The following is a 25000-nucleotide window of genomic DNA, read 5'->3' as shown; positions in this document are numbered from 1 at the left end:
GGACGGGCGTGTTCAGGCGGCGGCTTCGAGTGAGCGTGTATCCTCGCGCAACAAGGCGAGTAGAGATGCGATTTCCGGCAGCCGCCGCCTGTCAGGACTGGTCAGAAGATGATACCGGCTGGCGGTCGGCTGAGGTGCGCCGAAAGGTGCGATCAGACGGCCGGTTCGAAGCTCTTCGGAAATGAGCGAGTGGCGCGCAAGGCCGATGCCGTGGCTGGACAAGAGTGCCTCTATCAGCGCGGTCTGGCGCGAAAAGCGCGGTCCGGTTGCTGAAAGCCGAGGCGTAATGCGGCAGGCGCGCAGCCAATTTGCCCATTCGAAGGCAGCATCGGCGCCGTTGCCGCGTAACATCGCAAAAGAGATATCCCGAAGCCGCTCGGGTTCACCACCAAGCTGGTGGCGGGTGGCAAAATCCGGGGTGCAGACGGCACTGACGGCGTCGGCAAAAAGCGGTTCGTGGATGAAACCGGGGATTTGTCCGTGGGTGGCGACAATCGCGCAATCGGCATCGAAATGCGTGAGGTCGATGGTATCGCCCTCGAGAGATTCAATCGAGATTTCTACGTCTCCAAGGGCTGGAACGATGGTTCCCAACCGTGGTGCCAGCCATCGGGCCGCAAAACAGCCTTCCGCCAGAACCTTCATCTGCCGCCGGCCGCCGGAGGCCATGAGATCGGAAAGACTGCCGATCATAGTCTCGAAAGCGTCCGCAAGGCCGGGGTAAAGCGTGCTGCCGGCCTCGGTCAGCACCAGTTCGCCGCGCTGGCGGCTGAAGAGTGTTTGCCCGAGATGGGTTTCCAGAATGCGCACCTGCTGGCCGATTGCGGCAGTCGAGACATGCAGTTCTTCCGCCGCCCGCGAGAAGCTGGCGTGACGCGCGGCCACGACAAATGCGCGCAGGGCCGTCAGCGGCGGCAGCCGGGAAAGCGTCGGCAACCGGAAAGCCGCTCTTGCGACCGAAGGAGGGATGAATTCCGTTCTCATGGCCGTTTTCCCTTCATCGCTAGAACACCCGGCCTTCCCTGAGGTGCGTCGTGGTGCCGTTGAGATAGTAGTCGCCGATGACACGCGCCTTGTGGGCAAGCGGATTGTGGTTGTAGACCGTGCGGATGTTGCGCCAGTGGCGGTCGAAATTCCGCTCGCTGGACGTCGCCGATCCGCCGCCGAGTTCGTAAAGGTTGGTGGCGACCGTCAGCGAAAGCTGCGATGCGATGATCTGGGTACGGGCGGTGGCGAGAGAACCTTCCAGCAAAGCCGCTTCTATCGCCTCTTCGTCGCCGCTGGAAAAGGCGGCGGCGGTCCTGTCGAGCGTTCTTGCCGCCTCGCGGATCAGCGTCTTGACGGCGAAGGCACCGGCGCTGATCTCGCCGAGCATCTTTTGCACAAAGGGGTCCTGATTAGCGGTTTCGGCGCTGCTGTGGAGCGTGGTGCGCGCCTGGCGCAGAACATAGTCGATGCCATCGTTGAGTGCACCCTGAACGGCACCGGCGGCGGAGGCAGCGAGGTGCAACTGTCGCATGGCCGAGCTGTGGCGCCCGATCTGGCTGCCGAGCTTGCGGGTCGTCAGCTCATGCGGGAGCACCTCGACATTTTCAAGCAAAACGCCGCCGCTTGCCGTCATGCGCTGGCCCATGCTGTCCCAGTCGTCGAGAATGGTGATCCCGGGCCGATCAAGCGGAATGAGGACGCCGATCGGCTGTTCGTCGTCGCCGACAGCGCTGAAGGTGCCGAAATCTGCGAAGGCGGTGCCGGTCGCATACCATTTGCGGCCGTTCAGACGATAACGGTCGCCATCGGCGCTGAGGCGCGTGGTGATTTCACCGGGCCGTTTGGTCCCCTGTTCCGTGCTGGCGCCCGCGAAGAGCTTGCCGGTGAGGACATTTTCGAGGTGCCGCCGATCCTCAAGCTCTATCGGTGTGAGAGCGAGGTTTTCGGTGAAATTGAAATGGCTGCGGAGTGCGTGCGGAATATTGCTGTCAGCTTCCCCGAGGATCATCAGCACTTCTATATAGTCCGCAATCGAGCCTCCCGGTCCGCCCTTGGCCTCGGGGATGCGCAGCGTGCCGATCTTGGCTTCTTTGATCAGGCCGAAGATTTCGAAGGGAAGTTCCCGCTGACGCTCACGGCGAGCGGCATCCTTGGCGGCAACAGACGCAATGTCCCTGGCGCGGGCCAGAATGTCGTCTCGGCTCGGCACGCCGGAATTATCGGTGGTTGCGGTCTGTATTTTAGGATTGGACATTGCGGATTTTCCCTGAGCGGATGTGATGACCTGCGGCACGGTCGCGCCGCAGGCATTTTCTTCTGGACGATCAGGCGACCGCGCGCGGCTTGACGACCGGGCGGGGAGCCGGTTCGATATTGCGCGGCACGCGGCCTTCGACGGGATGGCTCGGATCGTTGAAGCCGGGTGTCGAGGGATGGCCTGTCGTCACAAGGCTGTCGACCAGCGCCTCGTCTTCCGCATCGATCTTCACATCGAGGGCGCGGACGTAACCGTCCCAATGGTCTTCAGTGCGCGGGCCGGTGATCGCGGCGGTGACGAACTTGTTGTTCAGCACCCAGGCGAGCGCAAAATCCGCTGCCGAAACACCCTTTGATGCGGCGTGCGCCGCAACCTTCTGGGCGATTTCGACCGACTCGGGGCGCCATTCGGTTTCCAGAACCCGCTTGTCGCCACGGCCGACACGGGTATCTGCGCCCGGCTGCTCACCCGGCTGATATTTGCCGGTCAGCACGCCACGTGCCAGCGGCGAATAGGAAACGACGCCCAGCCCGTAATTATGTGCCGCGGGCAGCTGCTCGGCTTCGGCTGTGCGGTTGACGATGTTGTAGAGCGGCTGGCTGGCGATAGGCCGGTCGATGCCGAGCTGATCGGCCAGATGCGAAATTTCGGCAATGCGCCAGCCCCGGAAGTTGGAAACGCCGAAATAGCGCAGCTTGCCGGCACGGATGAGATCGGCAATGGCGCGTACCGGTTCTTCCAGCGGTGCGTCGAAGACGGCGCGATGGAAATAGAGGATATCGATGTAGTCGGTGTTGAGACGGCGAAGCGAATTCTCGACGGTCTCGATCACCCATTTGCGCGAATGGCCGCCAAGGTTCGGACCCTTGGTGTGGGAATTGACGAATTTCGTTGCCAGAACCCAGTGATCGCGACTGGCCTTGATACCGCGACCAACGACTTCTTCCGACTTGCCGTCGTGATAGACATCGGCAGTGTCGATGAAGTTGATGCCCTGCTCGCGTGCCTTGTCGATGATGCGGAAGGCCACGTCATCCGGCGTCGGGCCTCCGAACATCATCGTGCCGAGGCTCAGCGGGGAAACTTTCAGCGCGCTGCGTCCGAGATAGCGATAGTCGACCATTATGGTTGCTCCTTCAGTTTATTGGGCATGGTGGCAAGCCACGGCGTGGTTCTTGCCGAAAAGGGTGTAATCCGGCGCTTGTTCGCGACAGAGATCGGTGGCGAGCGGGCAGCGGGTGTGAAACCGGCAGCCGGATGGCGGGTTGTGGGGGCTCGGCAGGTCGCCGGAAATGGGCGCTGCCTGCTTGCGGCGCGCGGGATCGGGAACGGCTGCGAGAAGCGCACGGGTATAGGGGTGTTTCGGCGAGGCCCAAAGCTCCGCGGTCGGCGCGCTTTCCACGATCTTGCCGAGATACATGACGAGAACGCGATCGGAAAAATAGCGTACGACCGAAAGGTCGTGGGATACGAAGAGATAGGACAACGAAAGCCGTTTCTTCATCTCCACCAGAAGGTTGAGGATCTGCGCCTGTATGGAAAGATCGAGCGCCGAGACAGGCTCGTCGCAGACGACCAGTTCCGGCTCGAGAACGAGCGCCCGGGCAATGCCGATGCGCTGGCGCTGGCCGCCGGAAAACTCGTGCGGATAGCGGTCGAGTGCATCAGGCGGCAGACCCACCTGCGCGACGATCGCCTCGACGATCTCCCGCTGTTGCGCCCTGTCGCCAATGCCGTGCACCTTCAACGGCCCGGTAAGGATGGTTCGCACCGTCTGGCGTGGATTTAGCGACGCGAATGGGTCCTGAAAGATCATCTGGATGCGGCGGCGGATGCCGCGCAGCTGCGACGACGACATCGCCGTGACATCGGCGCCCTTGAAGGTGATCCTGCCGGAAGTGGGCTCCACCAGCCGCATCAGCGACTTGCCGAGCGAGGATTTGCCGCAGCCTGATTCACCCACCAGCGCCACGGTCTCGCCCGCCTCGATGTCGAGCGACACATCGTCGACGGCGCGGACTGTTCCGCGTCCTCCCGAATAGTGGGTGGAGAGACTATGCACTGACAAGAGCGTCATCGGATACCTCTTGGGATGTGGGGGATACGAAGGGGCAGGCGGCGTAGCGACCTTCCGAGATCAGCCTCAGCGGCGGTACGAACTGCCCGCAGAAACCGCGGGCGCTCGGACAGCGTGGCCGGAAGGCGCAGCCGCGCTCGCCCGTAGCGGAAACGATTGAACCCGGAATTTCGATGAGTGGCCCGTCGCGATAATGCTGGCCGTCTTCGGCGCGCGGAGAGGCAGCCAGCAGGCCGCGCGTATAGGGGTGGTAAGGATTGGAGAAAACCGGTTCAGGCAATCCTTCTTCCACTTTGCGGCCGGCATACATGACCATCACCCGGTCGGCCCATTGCGCCACAATGCCAAGATCGTGGGTGATGAGGATGACGGCCATGTTGAGATCGCGGCGCAGATTGTCGAGCAGCTGCAGGATCTGCGCCTGTATCGTCACGTCGAGCGCGGTCGTCGCCTCGTCGGCGATCAGCAGTTTGGGATTGCAGGCAACGCCGATGGCGATCATGACGCGCTGGCGCATGCCGCCGGAAAGCTGGTGCGGATAATCGTCCACGCGGCGCCGGGCGTCGGGAATATTGACGAGGTCCAGAAGCTCGATGGCGCGTTTGCGCGCCTGGTGCCTGTCGATCCTTTCATGGATGCGCAGCACCTCGACGATCTGTTCGCCCACCGTCAGGACCGGGTTCAGCGACGTCATCGGTTCCTGAAAGATCATGCCGATATCGCGGCCGCGAATGCCGCGCCACTGCCGCTCGGAAAGCGGCAGCAGATCGCGGCCTTCGAGCAGAACACGCCCGCCGGTTTTTGCATGCGACGGCAACAGGCCGATCAGGCCGAGCGCAGTCAGCGATTTTCCCGAGCCGCTTTCGCCGACGATTGCAAGCATTTCGCCGGACTCCACATCGAAGCTGACGCCCTTGACCGGTTGGGCTGAGCCGAAGCTGACGGAAAGATCGTGGACTTCGATAAGTTTGCTCATCGGCGTTCCTCCGAAAAACGGGGGTTGAGCGCATCGTTGAGACCGTCGCTGATGAGGTTCAGCGAAATGACGGTGAAGACGATGGCGAGGCCGGGAAGGGCGGTCAGATACCAGGCGGTGCGAATGACGTCGCGTCCCGACCCGATCATCGAACCCCAGGAAACACGGTTGGGGTCGCCAAGTCCCATGAAGGAAAGGGCTGCTTCCATGAGGATCGCACCCGCCACCATGACGGAGGAGGTGACGATGATCGGCGGTAGGGCGTTGGGCAGGATTTCCTGAAACACGATACGCGCGTGGCCATAACCGAGGCTTCTTGCGGCAAGCACATAGTCCTTCTCGCGGATGGCGCGGAATTCGGCGCGGGTCAGGCGCGCAACAAGCGGCCAGGTAATGATGCCGATTGCCGAGGTTACCGTGGTGACCGAAGGCTGGGCAATGGCGACGAGCACCACCAGCAGCACGAAGTTCGGCAATGTCTGGAAGATTTCGATGATCTTCACGAGAATATCGTCGATGACGCCACCGAAATAACCGGCGAAAGCACCGATTGTTATGCCGATCGTCAGCCCGATCAGGGTGGCGACGACACCGACGGTGAGCGAGATGCGTGCGCCATGCACGATGCCTGCCAGCACATCACGACCCATGGAATCGGTGCCGAGCGGATAGGCTGGGTTCTGGCCGGGCCAGAGGAAGGGGCGGGCAACCATTTCCAGCGGATCGCCCGGATAGATCAGTGGGGCCGTGACAGCGGCGATGAGGACGGTGGCAAGAAACAGCAGCCCAACGATGGCGTTGGGATTGGTCAGGAAAATCTTCAGTTCCCGCCGCAAGCCGCGCCGCGGCACGGAGACGGAGCGGGCTGAAAGCGCGTCCGGCGCATGGATATAGGGCCAGACCTTTTCTTCAGGTTTTTTAGGTTTGGGATTGCTCTCTTCGGCACTGAGTTCGGCCGCGTCGAGAACTGCTGATGTCTGGGAGGAATTCATCGGCTTTCTCCGATGCGGGGGTCGAGCCATGCCTGCAACAGGTCCACGGCGGCATTGACAATGATGACGACAAGGGAAGAGAGAAGCAGAATGCCGAGTAGCACGCTGAAATCGCGGGCCATGACGGCCTCGAAAGCAAGACGGCCAAGGCCTGGCCAGCTGAAGACGGTCTCGACCACGACCGCACCGCCCAGCAGGCCACCAATATGCATACCGGCCATGGTGGTGATCGGGATAAGTGCGTTGCGCAGAATATGGCGTGTGGTGAGCCGGAAGGGTGAAACGCCTTTTGCCCGTGCCGTGCGCACATAGTCCTGGGATTTGACTTCCAGCATCGCCGCGCGGGTGAGGCGGGCATAAATCGCCAGAAAATAAAGCGCCAGCGAAAGGGCGGGGAGAACGATATAGCGCAGCCTGTCCAGAAAAGCGTCGAGGCCGGTGAGGCTGCTGCCGATGGTGCTGTCGCCGCCAGACGGAAGCCAGCCGAGCTTGACCGAGAACGTGAGGATAAGCATCAGGCCGATCCAGAAGCCCGGCACGGAATAAAAGATTAGCGAGCCAATCGAAATGATCCGGTCCGGCAGCTTGCCGGAAAAGAGCGCCATGATGGAGCCGAGGAAAACGCCGACGAAAATCGCAATGCCAAGTGCTGCTCCCATCAGCGCCAGCGTGCCGGGCAATCGCTGGCCGATAAGATCGGCGACCGGCATGCCGTAGCGGGGTGAAAAGCCGAGGCTGAACTGGGCCAGATTGCCGAGATAGTTCATGAGCTGATGGACGACCGGCAGGTCGAGCCCGAAGCGTGAGCGAATTTCGGCCATGGTCTCGACGGTCGCCGAACCCGCTTCCGCGGCCAGCACGTCAGCCGCATCACCAGGCGCCAGCTGCAGCAGGAAGAAGTTCAGGATGACGATACCGAGAACCGTCGGGACGGCCTGAATGGCCACCCGCCTTGCCTGCGATAAAATCCGTTTCGAATTCGACATCGGCTCCAGTCCATTCGCTTGAAAACATGAAATCGGCCCGTAAGGGCGTTGGCATTAGTTGACTAATTTTATGGAATTTGTCAAAGAGTAATAGAATTATTTTCTGAAATTTACGGAAAAATGCGCCATAAAGAAAAGATAATTCCTATTTATGAGAATGGTTGGTGCTTCATGCCAATCTCACTCTCGTCTGCGGAACAAACTTCTTCCCAAGCGCGGCCGTTCAGTTTTGCCGGTTTTTCGCCGGTTCAATTAAGGAGAGGTATCGCATGACTGTTTTCAACCAGACGACGCGCCGCGGATTTCTGCTGGCGTCGGTGGCTCTTGGCGTGGTGTCGTTGCCGGCGCTGAAGCTCAACGCAGCAGAGCCGGCAAGCGGCGGAACGGCCACTTTGCTCATCTCATCGGAGCCGCCGGTTCTGACGACGATCGCGCACACGGCCTATAATTCCGTCTACATATCGCCCAAGGTCACTGAAGGGCTGCTGACCTATGATTTCGACCTCAATCCCAAGCCGCTCCTGGCCAAATCATGGGATGTCAGCGGCGATGGCCTGCGTTACACCTTCAATCTGAGACCCGGTGTAAGATGGCATGACGGCAAGCCTTTCACATCTGCTGATGTGGCGTTCTCCATCAACACCATCAAGGAAGTGCATCCGCGCGGGCGCAATACCTTCCTGAACCTCACCAGTGTCGAGACCCCGGATGATCTGACGGCCGTGCTGGTTCTTTCCAAGCCTGCGCCGTATCTGATAACGGCGCTTGCCGCTGCTGAAACGCCTATCGTGCCCAAGCATCTTTATGAAGGCACGAAAGTTACCGAAAATCCCATCAATCTCGCGCCTGTTGGCACCGGCCCGTTCAAGTTCAAGGAATGGGTGCGCGGCAGCCATATCGTTTTTGAGCGCAATGCCGATTACTGGGATGCGCCGCGCCCCTATCTCGACAAGCTTATCGTTCGCTTCATTCCAGATGCGTCGGCCCGTGCCATCGCAATCGAAACCGGTGAGATCGATCTCGCTCCGAGCACCCCGGTCGCCTATAGCGATCTCGACCGCCTGAAGGAACTACCGAGCCTCGGCTTCGAGACGAACGGATATCAATATTCGAATTCGATCAGCCGCGTTGAGTTCAACCTCGAAAAGGATGTGTTCAAGGACGTCCGCGTCCGCCGTGCCTTCGCGCATGTGATCGACCGCAACGTCATTTTCAACACGGTCAATTATGGCTATGGCGCGACAATCACCGGCCCGATCAATCCGAAGCTGACGAAATGGTTTGTCGAAGATCTGAAGACCTATCCGATCGATCTGAAGGCGGCCGAAGCGCTGCTGGACGAGGCGGGATACAAGCGCGGCGCGGATGGCATCCGTTTCAAGCTCAATCTGGACTATGTGCCGAGCACCGAAGCCTATCCGCGCGGCGCAGATTACATTCGCCAGGCACTGGCAAAGGTCGGCGTGGATGTGACGGTGCGGACGCAGGATTTCGCCACCTACACGAAGCGCATCTACACGGATCGTGATTTCGACTTTGCCTATGAGGGCATGAGCAATCTCTTCGACCCGACAGTCGGTGTGCAGCGGCTCTACTGGTCCAAGAACTTCAAGAAGGGTGTGCCCTTCTCCAATGGCGCCGCCTACAGCAATCCCAAGGTGGATGCGCTGCTGGAAGCTGCCGCTGTCGAGATCGATCCGGACAAGCGCGTCGCGCAATGGAAGGAAATACAGCAGATCCTCGTCGATGACGTTCCTGCCATCGATATCGTTGCGGCACCTGAAATCACCATCTTCAACAAGCGCATTGCCGATCACACGATCGGTGCAGAAGGCGTCGCGGGCAGCCTGGCCTTCGCGCATATCGCGGCATCCTGATCGTCTCGCCAGTCCCTGCCCGCCGTTTGCGGCGGGCAGGGACATCTCCCTTTCGTCGACGGGCACCGCAGCATCGCTTTCTGGTGTCATCGTTTTCATCGAGGCCAAAGCCATGAGCACAACACTTTCTGAAATCTGGTACACACGTTGCCCGGTGCCCACGCCCGTGGGGCTTGCGGCGCAGCTCGGTTATCTCGCGCAGACCTTTGAGGATGTGGGGATATCGCTGAAATCCATCATCGATTCACCGGATCGTTCTGTGCGGCAGAGCCACTTCAACCACACGCTGGAATGGTCCTTCCGCCACGGCGGCAATGTGCCCCCTATCCGCGCCCGCTCGGAAGGGCGCAATACGCGTCTTATCGGCATTACCTGGACCGATGAGTTCCAGGCGATCATCACCCTTCCGGAAACCGGTATCCGCTCGCTTGCCGATCTCGTCGGCCGCCGTTTCGGTGTGCCGCGCAGACCTGATGGGATTGTCGATTTCATGCGAGCGACAGCATTGAAGGGCATCGTTTCGGCGCTTTCGCTGGAGGGCCTTAAGGTCGAGGATATCGAGCTGAAGGATATCGTGATCAAGGATTCCGTGCTGGCGACACAGGAGGGACCATCCCTTTTCGGCCTGAAGCGGCGACAATCCTTCGGTGAGGAGATCATCGCGCTGTTGCGAGGTGAGGTCGATGCGATTTTCGTCAAGGGTACTGCCGGTATCGCCGCCGCGAACCTGATCGGCGCCGTGCAGGTGGCGGAATTCGGTTTTCACCCCGACCCGAAGATACGTATCAACTCCGGCTCTCCCCGCGTGCTGACAGTCGACGGACGACTTGCCGATGAGCGCCCCGATCTAGTGGAGCGGCTGGTTGCCGCCATTGCCAAAGCCTCGCTCTGGGCGGAGCAGCATCCGGAAGAGACCCGCCGTTTTATCGCGCGCGAGGCGGGTGCGACCGAAGAGCAGGTTCTGGCCGCCAACGGCCCGGATGTCCACCGCCATCTAGGTCTTGGCCTTGATGCAGACCTCGTCGCCGCCGTCGGCCATTACAAGGATTTCCTGCATCAATGGGGTTTCCTCGAAAACGACTTCGATCTCGCTGCGTGGATCGATGACCGTTTTGTCACGGCCAGTGAAAGGGCGGTGGCATGAGCGGCGCTTTATCCGCCGTTCCGAGCCCGGAGCAGCACTTGAATCCCGTCGCCATCGCAACCGCGCTCGCCGAAGATTTCAGCCTGACTGCGGCGGAGTATGACAAAAGCGGCGAATTCGCCGCCGGTAATTTCGAGGCGCTTTTCAAGTCTGGCCTGCTTGGTCTCGTGACGGCTGAAAAGGACGGTGGCTGGGGGGAGGGCATGGAAACCGCGCATGCCGTCATTGCCGCCATTGCCAAGGGTGATCCGTCAACCGCCCTTATCCTTGCCATGCATTACAGCGTTCATGCTGCCATCCGGCGCGGCAGGTGGCCGGCAGATCTCGCGGCAAAAGTGCTGGCCGCCAATAACAGGGAGCGGGCGCTTCTGAACAATGCGCAGGCAGAGCCGGGGATCGGTTCCCCGGCCCATGGCGGCCTGCCGGAAACGACGGCGCGGATCGCGGACGATTTCTGGGTGGTCAATGGCCGCAAGAGCTTCGTCACCGGCCTACCGGGTCTGAAATGGGCGATTGTACTTGCCGTCACGACGGAAGAGGTGCCGCGCCTGATCCAGCTTCTGGTCCCGCTCGATGCGCCGGGCATCGGCCGGGAAAAGGCATGGGAAGCGACAGGAATGTATGCCACCGCCAGCGACGATCTGCTGCTTGAGAATGTGAGGGTGCCGCTCGCCGATATCGTTGCCGAACAGCCGGCGGACGAGCCGTTGCGGCGGGATGAGCCGGACGGTTACAATTTCTTCGTGCTGCTGGCCTCCGTCTATCACGGTGTCGCGCTTTCGGCGCGTGACGCCCTCTTGCGCCATCTGACAGGCCATGTTCCGGCAAGCCTCGGCGCGCCGCTGTCATCCATTCCCCGTATTCAGGAAGGTCTGGGCGAGATCGAGGTGCTTCTTGCGGCCAACAGGCGTCTGCTCCGCTCCGTCGCGCGTGATATCGATGCGGGTGAGAGGGTAGGCACGGATGCGCTCGCCGTTCGTCATGTTGTGATCGACAATGCGGTAGCAGTGACGGATCTGGCGCTGGAGCTCGGCGGCAATCGCGGCCTTCGCCGGGACTATAATCTCGAGCGGCATCACCGCGACGCCATAACGGCAAGGGCGCATGCGCCGCAAAGCCACATGATCCGAACTATCCTCGGCCGTCAGAGCATCAAGGCTGTTGGCGGCTGACCGTAGAAGACATGGGCGGCTTTGTTTGGCAGGCCGCCCATGTTGACGCCGCCCGCATCAGTCCCGCAGTAGCGGTAACAGCTTGTCGCCCTGCCGTTCAATTTCCTGAAGATAGGGCGTGTCGGAAAGCACGAAATGGGTGATGCCAAGCGCGCGGTATTTGCGCAGCGACGCGGCGACGTCTTCCGCCGAACCGACGAGCCATGTCGTTGCGGCACCGCCTCCGCCAAATTTGCCGGGTGCGGTATAAAGATTGTCGTCCAGCACATCGCTCTGCGTGTGCAGATCCAGCAGGCGGCGCTGGCCGACCGCGACACCTTGTAGATGATCGTTCCAGCGCACGCCATTGTTCGCAGCCATCTCCGCCACCTTTGCTTCCGCATCGCGCCAAGCCTCAGCCGTGGTTTCGCGCACCAGCGTGGTGATCCGCAGACCGAATTGCAGCGGCGGCAGGTCACGGCCGAGGGTCTCACTGAAATGTCTGAGACGTTCGATCCTTTCGCGCACGCCGGCGAGCGGTTCGCCCCAGAAGAGCTGGACATCGGCTTCAGTTGCGGCAACCTGTTCGGCGGCCTCGGAAGCGCCGCCGAAATAAAGTTTGGGATGTGGCCTGCCGGCACTCTCACTGATGCGCGGCGAGACGGTGGAGTTCTTGACCCGGAAATGCTCGCCATTGAAAGTGACGTTTTCCTCAGTCCAGAGCCGCCGCACCAGCCGCATGAACTCCTTCGTGCGCGCATAACGCTGCGCCTGATCGCCTTCTTCGTCGCCATAGGCCGCAAGCTCGTCCCGGCCGGAAACGACATTGATTCGTACCCGGCCACCAGAAAGCTGATCGAGCGTGGCGGCGGCCGATGCGAGATTGGCCGGCTTCCAGTAGCCGGGGCGGATAGCGATCAGTGGCTCGAAAGTGGTGGTACGCGCGGTAAGCGACGCCGCAACCGTAAAGGTATCCGGACGACCCCAGCCGGTGCCGATCAACGCGCCCTTCCAGCCATGGTTTTCCAGCGCCCTGGCATGGGTAGTTAAAGTATCGAGGCTGTTGTGGTTTTCGCTGACGGCGTCGCCCCGATGTCCGGGTTTGACGTCATTGGGGATGTACCAGAGAAATTCGCTCGTGCTGCTCACATTATCCGCCTGAATTTTCGCTTTATGTCGCGGTGGAATGGCCCTGCCGAGGCTCGGCATCTGCCATTTTGGGGTTCGGGAGGTTGAGGTCTCCGATAGTGCGAGAATGACAAACCGGCGGCGGCACGGCCAAGCAGCGGCGTTTCTTTTCGGATGCGGCAGAGGAAAAGCTTTCCGCGTCTTTTGCTCGATTAGAACATATTTTCTATGGAAAATATTTTAGGCAATGATTCCACATGCGCAGTTTTGAGGCCCGCTGCCGAGGACGTATTTTTTGCCAGAACGGAATTGTATGGATCGATTTTTCTCGAGTTCGGAAAAGCTGAGCAAGGCAATAGTCGACTAAAATTGCGAAATTCACCATTCTTGGCACACCCCGCCCGCAAACCACGGAGTAGGCATGTCTACCACCTTGATTGTCCCCGGCCTCAACGGTTCGGATGAGGGGCATTGGCAGCGGCACTGGCTGCTGGAAGATTCGGAGGCGCAGCTGGTCGATCAGCAGAATTGGGAATGCCCGGTTCTTGAAGACTGGCTTGAGCGTCTGGAAGCGGCGCTCGCCGCAACCGAAAGCGCCTATATTGTCGCCCACAGCCTGGGTTGCCTGCTTGTCGCCAATATGGCGACACGACCCGTGGCCAGCAAAATCAGGGGTGCGCTTCTGGTGGCGCCCGCCCATCTCGACAGAGTGGAGGCAATGCATCCATGCATCGTCCGCTTCGGCGCATTTCCTCGGTCGCCGCTCACCTTCCCCAGTCTCGTCGTAGGTAGCATGAACGACCCCTATATGAATCCGGACGAATTAGCCCGCACCGCTGCTGACTGGGGAAGCGATATCGTCAATCTCGGCTCCGTTGGACACATCAATATTGCCGCCGGTTTCGGCCGGTGGTCCGAGGGCTATGCTCTTTTCGCACGCCTGAAAGCGGCGTCCGAAATCAAGGCCAGCAGATCGAAGAAGCGCGGATCACCCGTTCTGCACGGTGCGCTGCTGCAGGGTGATGCCGGCGCTCTATAGTCTTTTCGTCCCAAGTCCGTGCTTTGAGCGGCCATCGTGTCGGTGCCATTGCGATGACCCCTTTATTGGCGGTTCGAAACGGAATTTTTCCCGCTGCCGCAACCTTAGTCCACGTTTGCCGGCAATCCGCCAATTATAGAATAGTAATTTTATGGAAAATATTGACCAATCTGGGCGCTCGCCGGAGGATAGAGCGAATTGACCAAAGGAGGCGCACATGCCGCAGGGACTTCATGCGTTTACTGTCGATCTGTTCGGTCTGGCCAGGCGTAGGCCGCGAGGGGATGATCAGGGCAGGCTCCAGCCGCTGGATCATTCCGGTCGTATCAAGCGGGAAAAGAGCGATCTCGACCTTGAGCGGGAAGAGATTTACGAAATGAATTTCGCGATGCTCGGACTTTATCCGGTCCTCTGACATAGGGAGGCGAAAGGTTTGTTTTCGCTTCCCAGACCCATTTCCCAGCGGAGATAAACTCTCCTTGCGGCACGGAAATTGGAACAAAATTTCTTAAACGCGGCGGGGAATTGGCTACCCTTTTAGTACCCAGCCGAATTGCCCGATGGGCGGATTGCAAAGGACCTGTCGATGAGTACAGCTGACAAACCACTCGATTTTCTGTGGTTCATACCCACCTCAGGCGACGGCAGCTATCTTGGCTCCGACGATCTGTCACGTCCCGCCGATCCCGGCTATTTTCGGGAAATAGCGCAGGCTGCGGATCGGCTCGGTTATTCCGGGGTGCTTATTCCTACCGGCGTCGCCTGCGAGGAATCCTTCATCCTCGCGGCCAATCTCGCCGCCTATACCGAGAAACTGAAATTCCTCGTCGCCATCCGTCCGGGCGTTGCCTCGCCGGCCTATTATGCGCGGCTGGCCTCCACGCTGGACCGTGTTTCCCATGGTCGGCTGCTTCTCAACATCGTCGTTGGCGGCAGCGCGCAGGAGCTGGCTGGTGATGGCATCTTCCTGCCGCACGACGAGCGTTACGACCACGCTGACGAGTTCTTCCAGGTGTTCAATTCGTTGATCGAAACTGGCAAGGGAGATCTCGACGGCAAATATATCAAGGCACAGGGTGCCAGGCTCGGCCTGCCACCGGTGCAGGAACCGCGTCCGCCGCTTTATTTCGGCGGCTCCTCCGATGCCGGGATCGAGTTCTCGGCCGGTATCACCGACAAATATCTGACCTGGGGTGAGCCGCCGGCACAGGTGGCGGAAAAAATCGCCAAGGTTCGCGCCGCCGCAGCGAAAAAGGGGCGAGAAGTGACATTCGGCATTCGCCTGCATTTCATCGTGCGCGAAACCGATGAGGAGGCCTGGGCCGATGCGGACAAACTGATTTCCAAGCTTTCCGACGAAACCATCGCTTCCGCTCAGGAGGCCTTCTTAAAGGCGTCGGATTCGGTCGGTCAGGCAAGGATGCGGGCGCTGCATAATGGCCGGCGTGACCAGCTTGAAGTCTCTCCGAACTTGTGGGCGGGAATCGGTCTTGTCCGCTCTGGCGCCGGCACCGCGCTGGTGGGTTCGCCGAAGACAGTTGCGGCGCGGCTGCGGGAGTATCAGGCGCTGGGCATCGATACCGTCATCGCATCGGGCTATCCGCATCTGGAGGAAGCCTACCGTCTATCCGAATTGCTGTTTCCGGAAATCGGGCTTGATGGGCCACGTAATCAGATCCGTTCGTCTTTCGGCACGAAACAGGTTTTCGGCGGCGGCGGCCACGGCGGTAACGTCAAGCTGGTATCCGGCTCGTGATCAATCGCCGGAAGGCGGTCGGCCCCGTCTTCCGGTTAGCCTTTCCTATGGGCGTCATTCGGCGGAGCGTTCACGGGAGAGCGGCATATAAAACATTATTTCCATAGAATATAAGTATTATGGAAAACGATGTCTATTTCACGCCCCGCCGCCGCTGCTAACTATTGAGCAACAAGCTGTTTTCAGGAGCGATCGATGACATTGCAATATGCGGCCAAGGATCAACAATTCATCAATCTCCGCGATCCCGTCTCTGGCAAGGCGCCGGATGCCGATAGCCTTAAGGCGGCGCTCAGGACGCTGGGCGGCGGTGTCAGCGTCATTACGGCGGGCGAGGGTGATGCGCGCACGGGTGCTACGGTAACATCAGCCACAGCCCTGTCGGTCGATCCGCCAAGAATTCTGGTTGCGCTCAACCGCTCCTCCTCCACATGGCCTGTGGTGCAGCGCTTCGGCCATCTGGCGGTGAATATTATCGGCCCGAACCATCAGTTCATCGCCAACCAGTTTGCCGGTGTTGGCGGTCTGAAAGGTGTGGACCGTTATCGCGGCGCGGAATGGACCCGTCTGGCGAGCGGCGCGCCCATCCTCGAGGACGCCGTTGCCGCGATCGATTGCACCATCGAGGAGGCGATCGAGCGCCACAGCCACGTCATCATCATCGGTAAGGTGGAGGCGATCCGCATCGGGTCGGGGCACTCGCTGGTCTATCAAAACGGACGTTATCATTCGCTGGACTGAGCTCCGGCCTTTCCGGCGCTTTCACTGGGTCATTCTTTGAGGGAGTTGAGCATGGGATCTGTCACGCCGCTCGGCGAAAGAATTCGTTTCGTGTCCCCGCGTCTCGGCGCGGATGGGGATGTACTGAACGTTGCCCGGGCGATTGCCGAAAAATGCGCGGTGGAAAGTGCCGCACAAATCCACGCGCGGATTGCCCGTTCCGGCCTTCTCGCCCTCTCCGTTCCAAACGATCTGGGCGGGGCGGACATCACAAACGACGTTCTCTCGCAAGCTCTCTCGATTATTTCCGCGGCGGATGCGGAGGCGGCGCATGCGCTTGCCGAACACTTCACGGCGCTTGAATTCATCAGGAACGCCGGTAGCGAAGAGCAGCGCAAGACCCTCTTCGCCCGCCTCGATCTTGGCGAGACTTTTGCGCTTGCCTCATCTGACGCCGGCGTGGATCAGGCGGTTCTGTTGACTGGCGACGACTATGGCTTGCGGCTGCCCGATGACATTGCCCGATCTGTTACCTCAGATGCAGACTGGATCGTTGTCCCGGCAGTCAACACGGCAGGGCAGGCCGTGCTCGTTGTCCTTCGCAATCGCCCGGATACTTCATGGGACGGCCTGCTGCGCGCCGATCAGGTCGCGTTTCTTGCCCAGGGCGCTGGAAATCTGGCAGCCTCCGTTTTTACCCTTCTGAAGGCCGCCGTGGCTCTGGGTGAGAAACAGCGTGAGCTTTCAGCGTTGCTGATTGACAGATTGGCCGAGGAAGGTGATGCGCGCCCCCTTATCGGCGAAATATTTCTCGCAATCGAATTGCTGAAGGCACAGATTTCCCGCCTCGCGGCCAATATCGATGCGGCGCAGGTGGGGGCGGAAAGCGTGACCTTTCGCTCTGTCCGCAACAATGCCATCACGCTGGAAATTCTAATGGCCCGTCTCGGCCTTATCGATGGTGCAAGCGAATCCGGGCTGATTGCGACCCTGGGAGACGATCTGCGCCGGCAGTAAACGGCGCTTATTCGCCTGCCGGAATAAATTGCGCGTCTTGTCCGCCTTTTGCCACGAATTGTGCGAGCGTCATATTGTCCAGGATTGTTGCGATGGCGTCCCGCACGTCCGTCATAGAAACCCTGACCTGACAGGTCTCGGGATCGTCGCAGTCGTCGCAGGCTTCAAAAGCGGTGCGGCTGGCACAGCGGATGGGGGCCAAGGGCCCGTCCAGCGTTCGGATGACCTGCCCGATCATGATCTCCGATGGCATTTTCGACAGCGAATAACCGCCATTCGGTCCCTTCTTGGAACGCAGAATGCCGCTGTTGCGCAGTTCCAGAAGAATAGTATCCAGAAATTTTTTCGGAATATTGTTGCGGGTTGCAATCTCGGTCACAAAGGCGGTCTCGCCCTGGGGCAACCGCGCCAGATCGACAAGAGCCTTCAGTCCGTATTTGCCTTTTTTGGTCAACATCGCATGATCCGCAAAGAGGGCCAGCACCTTCTGAGTGCCGGGTTAAGGTGTTCTCAACTTACTAAGTAGTTTTTACCGAATTCCTGCGCAAGTCCGTTTCGTCCCGGCTCGATGCACAAAGCGGCTGTACACCATCGTTTTTCGCCCTGTTTCCTCATCGTTTCGGATTGCTTTGCCAAAGACGCCTGCCGAAACCATAGCGGGAAACAATATTTTCTCTGATCGCGTCGCAACGTGGAACGAACGTCCTTTATTACTATATAAAATCGGTAGACAAAGTATGCATCAAAAGACATGCGAGGTGATGATGTATACTCTCAGTTTGCTGGACAAGAGCCCTGTTCCAACGGGTGAGAACGCGGCAAGCGCGTTCCGCGACACGATCAATCTCGCCAAACGCGCCGAAGAACTGGGCTATCGCCGATTCTGGGTGGCAGAACATCACAATTCGCCGGAGCTTGCCGGTTCCGCGCCGGAAGCACTGGTTGCATGGATTCTGGCGAAGACCTCTCGTATCCGCGTCGGCTCGGGCGGCGTGATGCTGCAGCATTACAGCCCCTACAAGGTCGCCGAGGTTTTCAACGTGTTGTCGTCGCTCGCCCCCGGTCGGGTCGATCTCGGCGTCGGCAAGACACCGGGCGGGCTGCCGCTTGCGACGTCTGCCCTACAGCAGGCCTATGATCCCGCCCGCAAGCCGGATTTCGAAACGGCTTTTGGTGAACTTACCACGTTTCTCTCCGGTGCCGCGCCGCAGGGGCATGCGCAGGTCGGGTTGCAGGCAACACCGGTGCCGCCGGTTGCGGTGGAACGGTTTCTGCTCGGTGCCAGCCCGGAAAGCGCAAGGCTTGCAGCTTCCAGAGGATGGAATTTCGTCTTTGCCGGCCACCTCAATGGTGATCCGGAGGTTCTTCGCAGCAGCCTGTCGGCTTTCCGTGAGGAGAGCGGCGGAAGGGCGCCGATCCTTGCCCTCTCCGTCTTTGCCGCCAGTGATCCCGACCATGCGGCGCGGCAGGTGGAAGGTCAGCGCATCTACCGGGTGTTCCTCAGCGACGGCAAGGCGTTCAACCTTGGCCGCCGTGAACAGGCGGAAGAATTCGCCCGCCAGTCCGGCGATACCGATTATCGCATCGAGGAGCGTAAGCCCAACGTCCTGCATGGCGGGCCGGACGATATTCACAAGGCGCTGCGCGCGCTTTCCGATGAGCACGGTATCGAGGAATTCATCGTGGAGCCGCCGCATGTGGGGGCCGATCAGAGGCTCGCCTCGATCGAATTGCTGGCCACACACCGCCTTTCCAGGGCCGCGTGAACTTGTCCTCAGGAGGAAATGACATGACGAAAAAGACAATCCGTTTCGGCATCATGCTCCAGGGCCCCGGCGGGCACATGAACGCCTGGCGGCACCCGAAAAGCCCTGTTGATGCCAGCGTCAATTTCGATTTCTTCAGGAAGAACGCGCTGAAGGCAGAAGCCGCCGGCATCGCCTTCGCCTTCGTTGCCGACGGGCTTTACATCAACGACAAGTCCATTCCGCACTTCCTCAACCGGTTCGAGCCTTTGACCATCCTTTCGGCGCTGGCCTCCGTCACCTCGAAGATCGGTCTTGCCGGCACGGTTTCGACCTCCTACAGCGAGCCCTTCACCATCGCGCGCCAGTTCGCCTCGCTCGATCTTCTGAGCGGTGGCAGGGCCGGCTGGAATGCAGTGACGACGCCACTCGAAGGTACGGCGAAAAACTACAGCCGCAACCATCCCGAACATGCGCTGCGCTACGAGATCGCCGATGAATATCTGGAGGTGATCAAGGGCCTGTGGGACAGCTGGGACGACGATGCCTTCGTGCGTAACCGCGAGACGGGACAGTTCTTCGACAGGCAAAAACTCCACACGCTTGGCCACAAGGGTCGCTTCTTCCAGGTGGAAGGCCCGCTGAACATCCAGCGTTCGCCGCAGGGGCAGCCGGTGATTTTCCAGGCGGGTTCTTCGGATGCCGGTATCGGGCTTGCGGGTAAACATGCCGACGCCGTTTTTACTAATTCTGCGTCGCTCGAGGAAAACCAGACATTCCTCAAGCGCGTGAAGCAGAGTGCTGTCGCGCAGGGCAGATCCGCAGCCGACGTGAAGATTTTCCCTGGCATCGGGCCGATTGTGGGCGAGACGCAGGAGGAGGCGGAAGCGAAATACGACATCATCCGCAACCTCATCACGACAGAGGATGCGCTCGCCTATCTCGGCCGTTTCTTCGATCACCACGACTTCAGTGTCTATCCGCTGGATGAGCCTTTCCCCGAACTTGGCGAGATCGGCAAGAACAGCTTCCGTTCGACGACCGACCGCATCAAGCGCCGTGCGAAGGAAAAGAGCCAGACGTTGCGCGAAGCGGCGCTGGAGGCGGCGACCCCGCGCGAAGGTTTCATCGGAACTCCGGACAAGGTGGCGGACGAGATCATCCGCTGGGTTGAGCACGATGCGGCCGATGGCTTCATTCTGGGCTTCCCGGTGATTGCCGAAGGGCTGGATGATTTCATCCGCCTCGTCATACCGGTGCTGCAACGGCGCGGATATTTCGAACCGCATCTGGAAGGCAGAACGCTGCGTGAGCATCTCGGCCTGCCTTTCAAGGACAGCATCTATTCCCACGCTGAAAGCGGTTCCAGCAAGGCGATCGCATAAAAGCGGGGTCGGGCGGCAGCCATTGCCGCCCAGAGAGAATTTCAAGGTGCTGTGTGGGTAAAGCGCAGCGCAGGAGACCAGAACCATGAATATCCGCATTGACGGTGCGCGTCCGCAGGACGACGCCGAACGGGGAATACTTGCCTTCATCGAGGAAAGCATCGCCATCCGGCACGATCTTCACCGACAGCCGGAGCTTTCGCTTGGGGAAAAGCGCACGGCGGCGCTCGTTGCCCGTTATCTCCTCTCCTTCGGATATGAGGTGACCGAGGGTGTCGGGGGCCATGGCGTCGTCGCCACCTTGAAACGTGGTCATGGTGACAAACGTCTGGGTATCCGCGCCGATATCGACGCCCTGCCCATCGTAGAGGAAACCGGTCTTGCCTATGCCAGCCAGACACAGGGTGTGATGCATGCCTGCGGTCATGACGGTCACACGACTATCCTGCTCGCCGCTGCCCGTTATCTAGCTGAAACATCGAGTTTTTCCGGCATACTGACGCTGATTTTCCAGCCAGCCGAGGAAATCGGTGCGGGTGCTAGAGCGATGATAAAGGACAGGCTTTTCGAGCGGTTTCCCGTCGATGCCGTGTTCGGGCTGCACAATTGGCCGGGTGTCGAAACCGGACAATTCGGCTTTGTCGAAGGGCCTGCCATGGCCTCCGTCGACAAGGCGAAGGTTCGGATCATCGGCAAGGGCGGGCACGGGGCGGCGCCGCATGAAACGGTTGATCCGGTTCTTGCCTCGGCAAGCTTCGTCACCGCCTTGCAGAGCATCGTCTCGCGCAATGTCGACCCGCGAGACATGGCGGTGCTGACGGTAGGCTCCATCCATGGCGGAACTGCTTCCAACGTCATTCCCGAGAGTGTCGAACTGCAGATTACCGCGCGGGCCTTTTCGCCCGCCGTGCGCGACAGACTGGAGGAGCGGCTTCCCGCCCTTGCCAAAGCACAGGCGGAAAGCTTCGGCGCAAGCGCCGATGTCACCTACTCCCGTGGCTTCCCGCCCGTCATCAATCACATCAGGCAGACAGCGTTTGCCCGCGACGTCGCCAAACGGCATTTTCCAGCCGAACAGGTTGCAGAAGGCTTTCAGCCGCGTACGGCGAGCGAGGATTTCGCCTTCATGCTTCTGGAGCGGCCGGGCTCCTATCTCTTCGTCGGCAATGGCGAGAGCGCGCCGCTGCACAGCCCTCACTACGATTTCAACGATGCGATCATTGCGCCTGCGGCACGCTTCTGGGTGCGTCTGGCCGAAGCATACCTCTCCTGATGCAACGAGTTTAGGACAATGAGATGAGCGACAGTTTTCTCTACACATCGGTCAAGGATCCGCTCGCAACCCCGCTTCTGGAGGAGTTGCTGTTCGAATATGACAGCCGCTACGGCACATATTTCAACGCGGAAGGCGCCAAGGCGGAACTTAACAAATATCCGCCGGAGGCTTTCAGCCCGCCGTCGGGCAATTTCCTGCTGCTCTTGCGTGGCGGCAAGGCGATCGCCGGCGGTGCCTTCATGCGCTACGACGAGGAAACCGCCGAGTTCAAGCGGGTCTGGACCCATTCGGCCCACCGCCGGCAGGGGCTTGCCAAAATAGTGCTTCAGGAGCTGGAGCGGCAGGCGATCCGGCAGGGTTACGCCCGTGTCTATCTGACCACGGGCTTCCGCCAGCCGGAAGCGGTCGGCCTATATCTCACCAACGGTTATCGCGCGTTGTTCGATACGTCGGCCGATCCTGAAACGATCAGGTCGCTGCCTTTCGAAAAATGGCTTGCCGATAGCGCCTCCGCCTCCGTTGCGGAAGGCGCGTCGATACCGGCGGCCCGGCCGCATTCTTCCCCGGCCCACCCGTGAAAGGCTTTTTCAGATGACGATAGCCTCTGATTTTCCGCATGTTGCATTGAGCGAGCAGAAGGGTGAACCGATCAAGGGTGGGTATTCCCATTTCCGCATCGTGCCGGCCCGCTACCCCTTGCGGACCGTGGGAACAGTCTTCTCCGTACTCATCATTGCGGCCGTTCTGCATTCCGTTTTCGGCAATCCGCGCTGGGGCTGGGATGTCTTTGCGGAATGGTTTTTCGCTGAACCGGTGTTGATCGGCTTAGGACGGACGCTGCTGCTGACCGCGCTCGGTGCGGTGCTCGGCTTCGCGCTGGGAACGCTGCTGGCGCTTGCCCGCGTTTCACGCTCGCCGCTGCTGGTTGCCGTATCCTGGACCTATATCTGGATTTTTCGATCCATTCCGCTGATCGTGCTTTTGCTGATCCTCAACAACCTCGGTTATCTCTATGAGACCGTGACGATCGGTGTGCCCTATACCGGCATCAACTTCTTCAGCTGGAATACCACGCAGCTGATGACGCCGTTTGCGGCCGCCGTTCTGGGGCTGACGCTCAATCAGGCCGCCTTCGCATCCGAAATCGTCCGTGGCGGCATTCTCTCGGTTGATCAGGGGCAGCTTGAGGCTGCCGCAGCACTCGGCCTTCCCCGGCGGCGGCAGGCGTCCCGCATCGTTCTGCCGCAGGCGATGCGCTCCATCTTGCCCACCGCCTTCAACGACATCATCGGCCTCGCCAAGGGGACTTCGCAGGTCTATATCCTTGCCCTGCCGGAGCTGTTCTACACGATCCAGATCATCTATCGCCGCAATCTGGAAGTGATCCCGCTGCTGATGGTCGCGACCGTCTGGTATCTAGTGATACTGACGGCGCTTTCGATCGTGCAGCACCATATCGAGCGGCATTTTTCACGCGGTGCACTGCGCAATCCGCCGCCGTCACTGTTCGCCACGATTTACCGCACCTTCCTGCCGCGCAAACCCTTGCCTGAAGCCGTGGAAACGGTGGCCACGACAGCCGCAAGTCCCGAGCGTTCGGTGCCTGCCCGTGCCGTGAGCTTTCAGCTCGGAAATCGTGGCGGGTCGGTCAATATTCATGGCGTTTCGAAATCCTTCGGGTCGCTGAAGGTGCTTGATGATATCAGCCTTTCCATTCCGGCGGGCAGTGTCACCACCATTCTCGGCCAATCCGGCTCCGGCAAGTCCACATTGCTGCGCTCCATCAACCATCTCGAGCGTGTCGATGACGGTTTTATCGCCATAGACGGTGAATTGGTCGGTTATCGTCAAAAGGGCGATACGCTTTATGAGCTGAAGGAACGGGAAATCCTCAAGCGCCGCGCCGAAGTGGGCATGGTGTTTCAGAGCTTCAACCTGTTCCCGCATCTGACCGCGCTTGAAAACATCATCGAAGCACCCATCGCCGTTCGTGGCATATCGAAAGAGCAGGCGCAGACCGAGGCGCGCGATCTTCTGGCTCGCGTCGGCCTTGCCGAAAAAGCTGGCGCTTATCCCCGTCAGCTCTCCGGCGGTCAGCAGCAACGCGTGGCGATCGCCCGGGCGCTGGCGTTGCGGCCGAAGGTGTTGCTGTTCGATGAGCCGACATCCGCGCTCGATCCTGAACTCGTCAACGAAGTGCTTGATGTCATCAAGGAGCTTTCCCGCTCCGGCGTCACGCTCATCATCGTTACCCATGAAATCGGTTTTGCCCGTGAAGTCTCCGACAGGGTCGTCTTCATGGAACAGGGCCGCATTATCGAAACAGGCACGCCGGACCAGGTGTTCAACAGCCCTGAACATCCCCGCACCGCCGAATTCCTCGCAAAAGTTCTCTAATCAAAACAACAAAGGAAACACTCGCATGGCTTTTTCATCGAAATTATTGTCGTTCCTTGCAGGCGGTCTTTTCACCGCTACCACCGCGCTGATACCGGCTGCGCATGCGCAGGAAATCGACCTGTCGCCGGAGCAGAAGGGGCGAGTGCGCGCCGAGAAGGTGGAAGAAGCGATCAAGCTTCTGCCCGCTGGCCACAAGTTCGTCACGGATGGAAAGTTGACGGTCGCGACCGTGCCTTTCCGGCTGCCGCTGGTCGATTATGCCAGCGATACGAAAACGCCTATTGGCGTGGAGCCGGATATCGCCCAGCTGGTTGCTGACAGTCTTGGCCTTGAACTTCAGCTAGTTCCCATCGCCTGGGCCGATTGGCCGCTGGGTCTCACCTCCGGCAAATATGATGCCGTCACCTCCAACATCACGGTGACGGAAGCCCGCAAGGAAAAGTTCGACTTCTCCAGCTACCGCAACGACCTGCTCGGCTTTTACGTGGGCAGCAACAGCAAGGTGACGAGCATCAGCAAGCCCGAGGATGTGGCCGGGCTGAAGGTTATCGTCGGCGCTGCCACCAATCAGGAGCAGATCCTGCTGAAATGGATCAAGGACAACAAGGCCAAGGGTCTGGCCGACACCGATGTGCAATATTACGACGATCAGGCCGTGCTCGATGTCGCCCTGCAATCCGGCCGCGCGGACGCCTATCTCGGCCCCAACGCGACGTCAGCCTTCCAGGCAGCAAGCCAGAAGAAGACCAAGCTCGTTGGTACCTTCTCCGGCGGTTGGCCGGAAGCGGCGGAAATCGCCGTTGCCTCCAAAAAGGATGCCGGAATTGCTGCAGCCATCACGGCGGCACTGAACGCCCAGATCAAGAACGGCAATTACGGCAAGGTTCTCGCCCGCTGGAACCTCGGTTCGGAAGCCATCACCGAATCCCGCACCAATCCGCCCGGTCTGCCCAAGAGCTGAGTGCTGGTTTGCTGCCAGAAAGCTGAGTTTCCACAAAGCTGAGTTGAAGGTGGGACATCACTCAGCCGGTAGCGCGGGCCTCCTCCCGTCCGCGCTACCTCCGTCCCGCAATCCATTTTATCGGG

23 protein-coding genes are annotated in these 25000 nt (G+C 60.0%); 14 read left to right on the top strand and 9 right to left on the bottom strand.

Going from position 1 to position 25000, the window contains the following annotated elements; translation table 11 throughout:
• Positions 1 to 12: 12 nt before the first annotated feature.
• The 7 genes from ASD46_RS12410 to ASD46_RS12380 all read right to left on the bottom strand — a co-directional run bounded on the left by ASD46_RS12410 (position 13) and on the right by ASD46_RS12380 (position 7276).
• The gene (locus ASD46_RS12410; protein ID WP_003511122.1) at positions 13 to 984 is read right to left on the bottom strand and encodes a LysR substrate-binding domain-containing protein; all 972 of its coding nucleotides are present in this window, start codon (positions 982 to 984) and stop codon (positions 13 to 15) included.
• Between the two features lie 19 nt (positions 985 to 1003).
• A complete protein-coding gene (locus tag ASD46_RS12405) occupies positions 1004 to 2242 on the bottom strand; it encodes an acyl-CoA dehydrogenase family protein (protein WP_060642339.1) in 1239 nt (412 codons plus the stop codon).
• 70 nt (positions 2243 to 2312) lie between these two features.
• A complete protein-coding gene (locus tag ASD46_RS12400; protein ID WP_003511118.1) occupies positions 2313 to 3368 on the bottom strand; it encodes an aldo/keto reductase in 1056 nt (351 codons plus the stop codon).
• Between the two features lie 18 nt (positions 3369 to 3386).
• Positions 3387 to 4322 carry an ABC transporter ATP-binding protein gene (locus tag ASD46_RS12395; RefSeq protein WP_060642338.1) on the bottom strand — a complete coding sequence of 312 codons (936 nt, stop codon included), beginning with the start codon at positions 4320 to 4322 and terminating at the stop codon, positions 3387 to 3389.
• Entirely contained in the window at positions 4300 to 5298 is a 999-nt protein-coding gene (locus ASD46_RS12390) for an ABC transporter ATP-binding protein (protein WP_060642337.1), read from the bottom strand. Before ASD46_RS12390 ends, ASD46_RS12395 begins: the two co-directional genes overlap by 23 nt.
• Positions 5295 to 6290 carry an ABC transporter permease gene (locus ASD46_RS12385; protein ID WP_003511114.1) on the bottom strand — a complete coding sequence of 332 codons (996 nt, stop codon included), beginning with the start codon at positions 6288 to 6290 and terminating at the stop codon, positions 5295 to 5297. Before ASD46_RS12385 ends, ASD46_RS12390 begins: the two co-directional genes overlap by 4 nt.
• Complete coding sequence (locus ASD46_RS12380; protein ID WP_026330697.1) at positions 6287 to 7276, bottom strand: ABC transporter permease; 990 nt, start codon at positions 7274 to 7276, stop codon at positions 6287 to 6289. The genes ASD46_RS12385 and ASD46_RS12380 overlap by 4 nt, the downstream gene beginning before the upstream one ends.
• A gap of 269 nt (positions 7277 to 7545) precedes the next feature.
• Between ASD46_RS12380 and ASD46_RS12375 the strand changes: the two genes are divergently transcribed.
• From ASD46_RS12375 to ASD46_RS12365, 3 genes are all read left to right on the top strand, one after another.
• Complete coding sequence (locus ASD46_RS12375; protein WP_060642336.1) at positions 7546 to 9153, top strand: ABC transporter substrate-binding protein; 1608 nt, start codon at positions 7546 to 7548, stop codon at positions 9151 to 9153.
• Positions 9154 to 9265: 112 nt separating this feature from the next.
• Entirely contained in the window at positions 9266 to 10297 is a 1032-nt protein-coding gene (locus ASD46_RS12370; protein ID WP_060642502.1) for an ABC transporter substrate-binding protein, read from the top strand.
• The gene (locus ASD46_RS12365) at positions 10294 to 11469 is read left to right on the top strand and encodes an acyl-CoA dehydrogenase family protein (protein WP_060642335.1); all 1176 of its coding nucleotides are present in this window, start codon (positions 10294 to 10296) and stop codon (positions 11467 to 11469) included. Before ASD46_RS12370 ends, ASD46_RS12365 begins: the two co-directional genes overlap by 4 nt.
• Positions 11470 to 11526: 57 nt before the next feature.
• On the opposite strand, the gene ASD46_RS12360 is transcribed toward ASD46_RS12365, so the two are convergent.
• The gene (locus tag ASD46_RS12360; protein ID WP_013761668.1) at positions 11527 to 12597 is read right to left on the bottom strand and encodes an LLM class flavin-dependent oxidoreductase; all 1071 of its coding nucleotides are present in this window, start codon (positions 12595 to 12597) and stop codon (positions 11527 to 11529) included.
• Positions 12598 to 12997: 400 nt separating this feature from the next.
• Between ASD46_RS12360 and ASD46_RS12355 the strand changes: the two genes are divergently transcribed.
• The 5 genes from ASD46_RS12355 to ASD46_RS12335 all read left to right on the top strand — a co-directional run bounded on the left by ASD46_RS12355 (position 12998) and on the right by ASD46_RS12335 (position 17108).
• Positions 12998 to 13615, top strand: a complete 618-nt coding sequence (locus tag ASD46_RS12355) for an alpha/beta hydrolase (RefSeq protein WP_060642334.1) — start codon at positions 12998 to 13000, stop codon at positions 13613 to 13615.
• 217 nt (positions 13616 to 13832) lie between these two features.
• The gene (locus ASD46_RS12350; RefSeq protein WP_003511101.1) at positions 13833 to 14030 is read left to right on the top strand and encodes a hypothetical protein; all 198 of its coding nucleotides are present in this window, start codon (positions 13833 to 13835) and stop codon (positions 14028 to 14030) included.
• A 171-nt stretch (positions 14031 to 14201) separates the two neighbouring features.
• A complete protein-coding gene (ssuD, locus tag ASD46_RS12345; RefSeq protein ID WP_003511099.1) occupies positions 14202 to 15371 on the top strand; it encodes an FMNH2-dependent alkanesulfonate monooxygenase in 1170 nt (389 codons plus the stop codon).
• 195 nt (positions 15372 to 15566) lie between these two features.
• Entirely contained in the window at positions 15567 to 16112 is a 546-nt protein-coding gene (locus tag ASD46_RS12340) for a flavin reductase family protein (protein ID WP_003511097.1), read from the top strand.
• A gap of 51 nt (positions 16113 to 16163) precedes the next feature.
• Positions 16164 to 17108: an acyl-CoA dehydrogenase family protein gene (locus ASD46_RS12335; protein ID WP_060642333.1), complete on the top strand. Its 945-nt coding sequence runs from the start codon at positions 16164 to 16166 to the stop codon at positions 17106 to 17108.
• A 7-nt stretch (positions 17109 to 17115) separates the two neighbouring features.
• Here the strand turns inward: ASD46_RS12335 and ASD46_RS12330 are convergent, their stop codons facing one another.
• Positions 17116 to 17565: an RrF2 family transcriptional regulator gene (locus ASD46_RS12330; protein ID WP_003511094.1), complete on the bottom strand. Its 450-nt coding sequence runs from the start codon at positions 17563 to 17565 to the stop codon at positions 17116 to 17118.
• 304 nt (positions 17566 to 17869) lie between these two features.
• Here ASD46_RS12330 and ASD46_RS12325 point away from each other — a divergent pair, with 304 nt between their 5' ends.
• The 6 genes from ASD46_RS12325 to ASD46_RS12295 all read left to right on the top strand — a co-directional run bounded on the left by ASD46_RS12325 (position 17870) and on the right by ASD46_RS12295 (position 24875).
• Positions 17870 to 18874, top strand: a complete 1005-nt coding sequence (locus ASD46_RS12325) for an LLM class flavin-dependent oxidoreductase (protein WP_060642332.1) — start codon at positions 17870 to 17872, stop codon at positions 18872 to 18874.
• A gap of 23 nt (positions 18875 to 18897) precedes the next feature.
• The gene (locus ASD46_RS12320; RefSeq protein WP_060642331.1) at positions 18898 to 20238 is read left to right on the top strand and encodes an LLM class flavin-dependent oxidoreductase; all 1341 of its coding nucleotides are present in this window, start codon (positions 18898 to 18900) and stop codon (positions 20236 to 20238) included.
• Between the two features lie 85 nt (positions 20239 to 20323).
• Positions 20324 to 21511, top strand: a complete 1188-nt coding sequence (locus ASD46_RS12315) for a M20 aminoacylase family protein (protein ID WP_060642330.1) — start codon at positions 20324 to 20326, stop codon at positions 21509 to 21511.
• Positions 21512 to 21534: 23 nt separating this feature from the next.
• Positions 21535 to 22092: a GNAT family N-acetyltransferase gene (locus ASD46_RS12310; RefSeq protein ID WP_003511088.1), complete on the top strand. Its 558-nt coding sequence runs from the start codon at positions 21535 to 21537 to the stop codon at positions 22090 to 22092.
• A 13-nt stretch (positions 22093 to 22105) separates the two neighbouring features.
• The gene (locus ASD46_RS26530) at positions 22106 to 23911 is read left to right on the top strand and encodes an amino acid ABC transporter permease/ATP-binding protein (protein WP_003511086.1); all 1806 of its coding nucleotides are present in this window, start codon (positions 22106 to 22108) and stop codon (positions 23909 to 23911) included.
• Positions 23912 to 23936: 25 nt separating this feature from the next.
• Complete coding sequence (locus tag ASD46_RS12295) at positions 23937 to 24875, top strand: ABC transporter substrate-binding protein (RefSeq protein WP_060642329.1); 939 nt, start codon at positions 23937 to 23939, stop codon at positions 24873 to 24875.
• The last annotated feature ends 125 nt before the right edge of the window (positions 24876 to 25000 follow it).

This window comes from Rhizobium sp. Root491, from assembly GCF_001427205.1.
GTDB lineage: Bacteria > Pseudomonadota > Alphaproteobacteria > Rhizobiales > Rhizobiaceae > Agrobacterium > Agrobacterium tumefaciens.
This window is presented reverse-complemented; position numbering and strand designations above follow the sequence as displayed.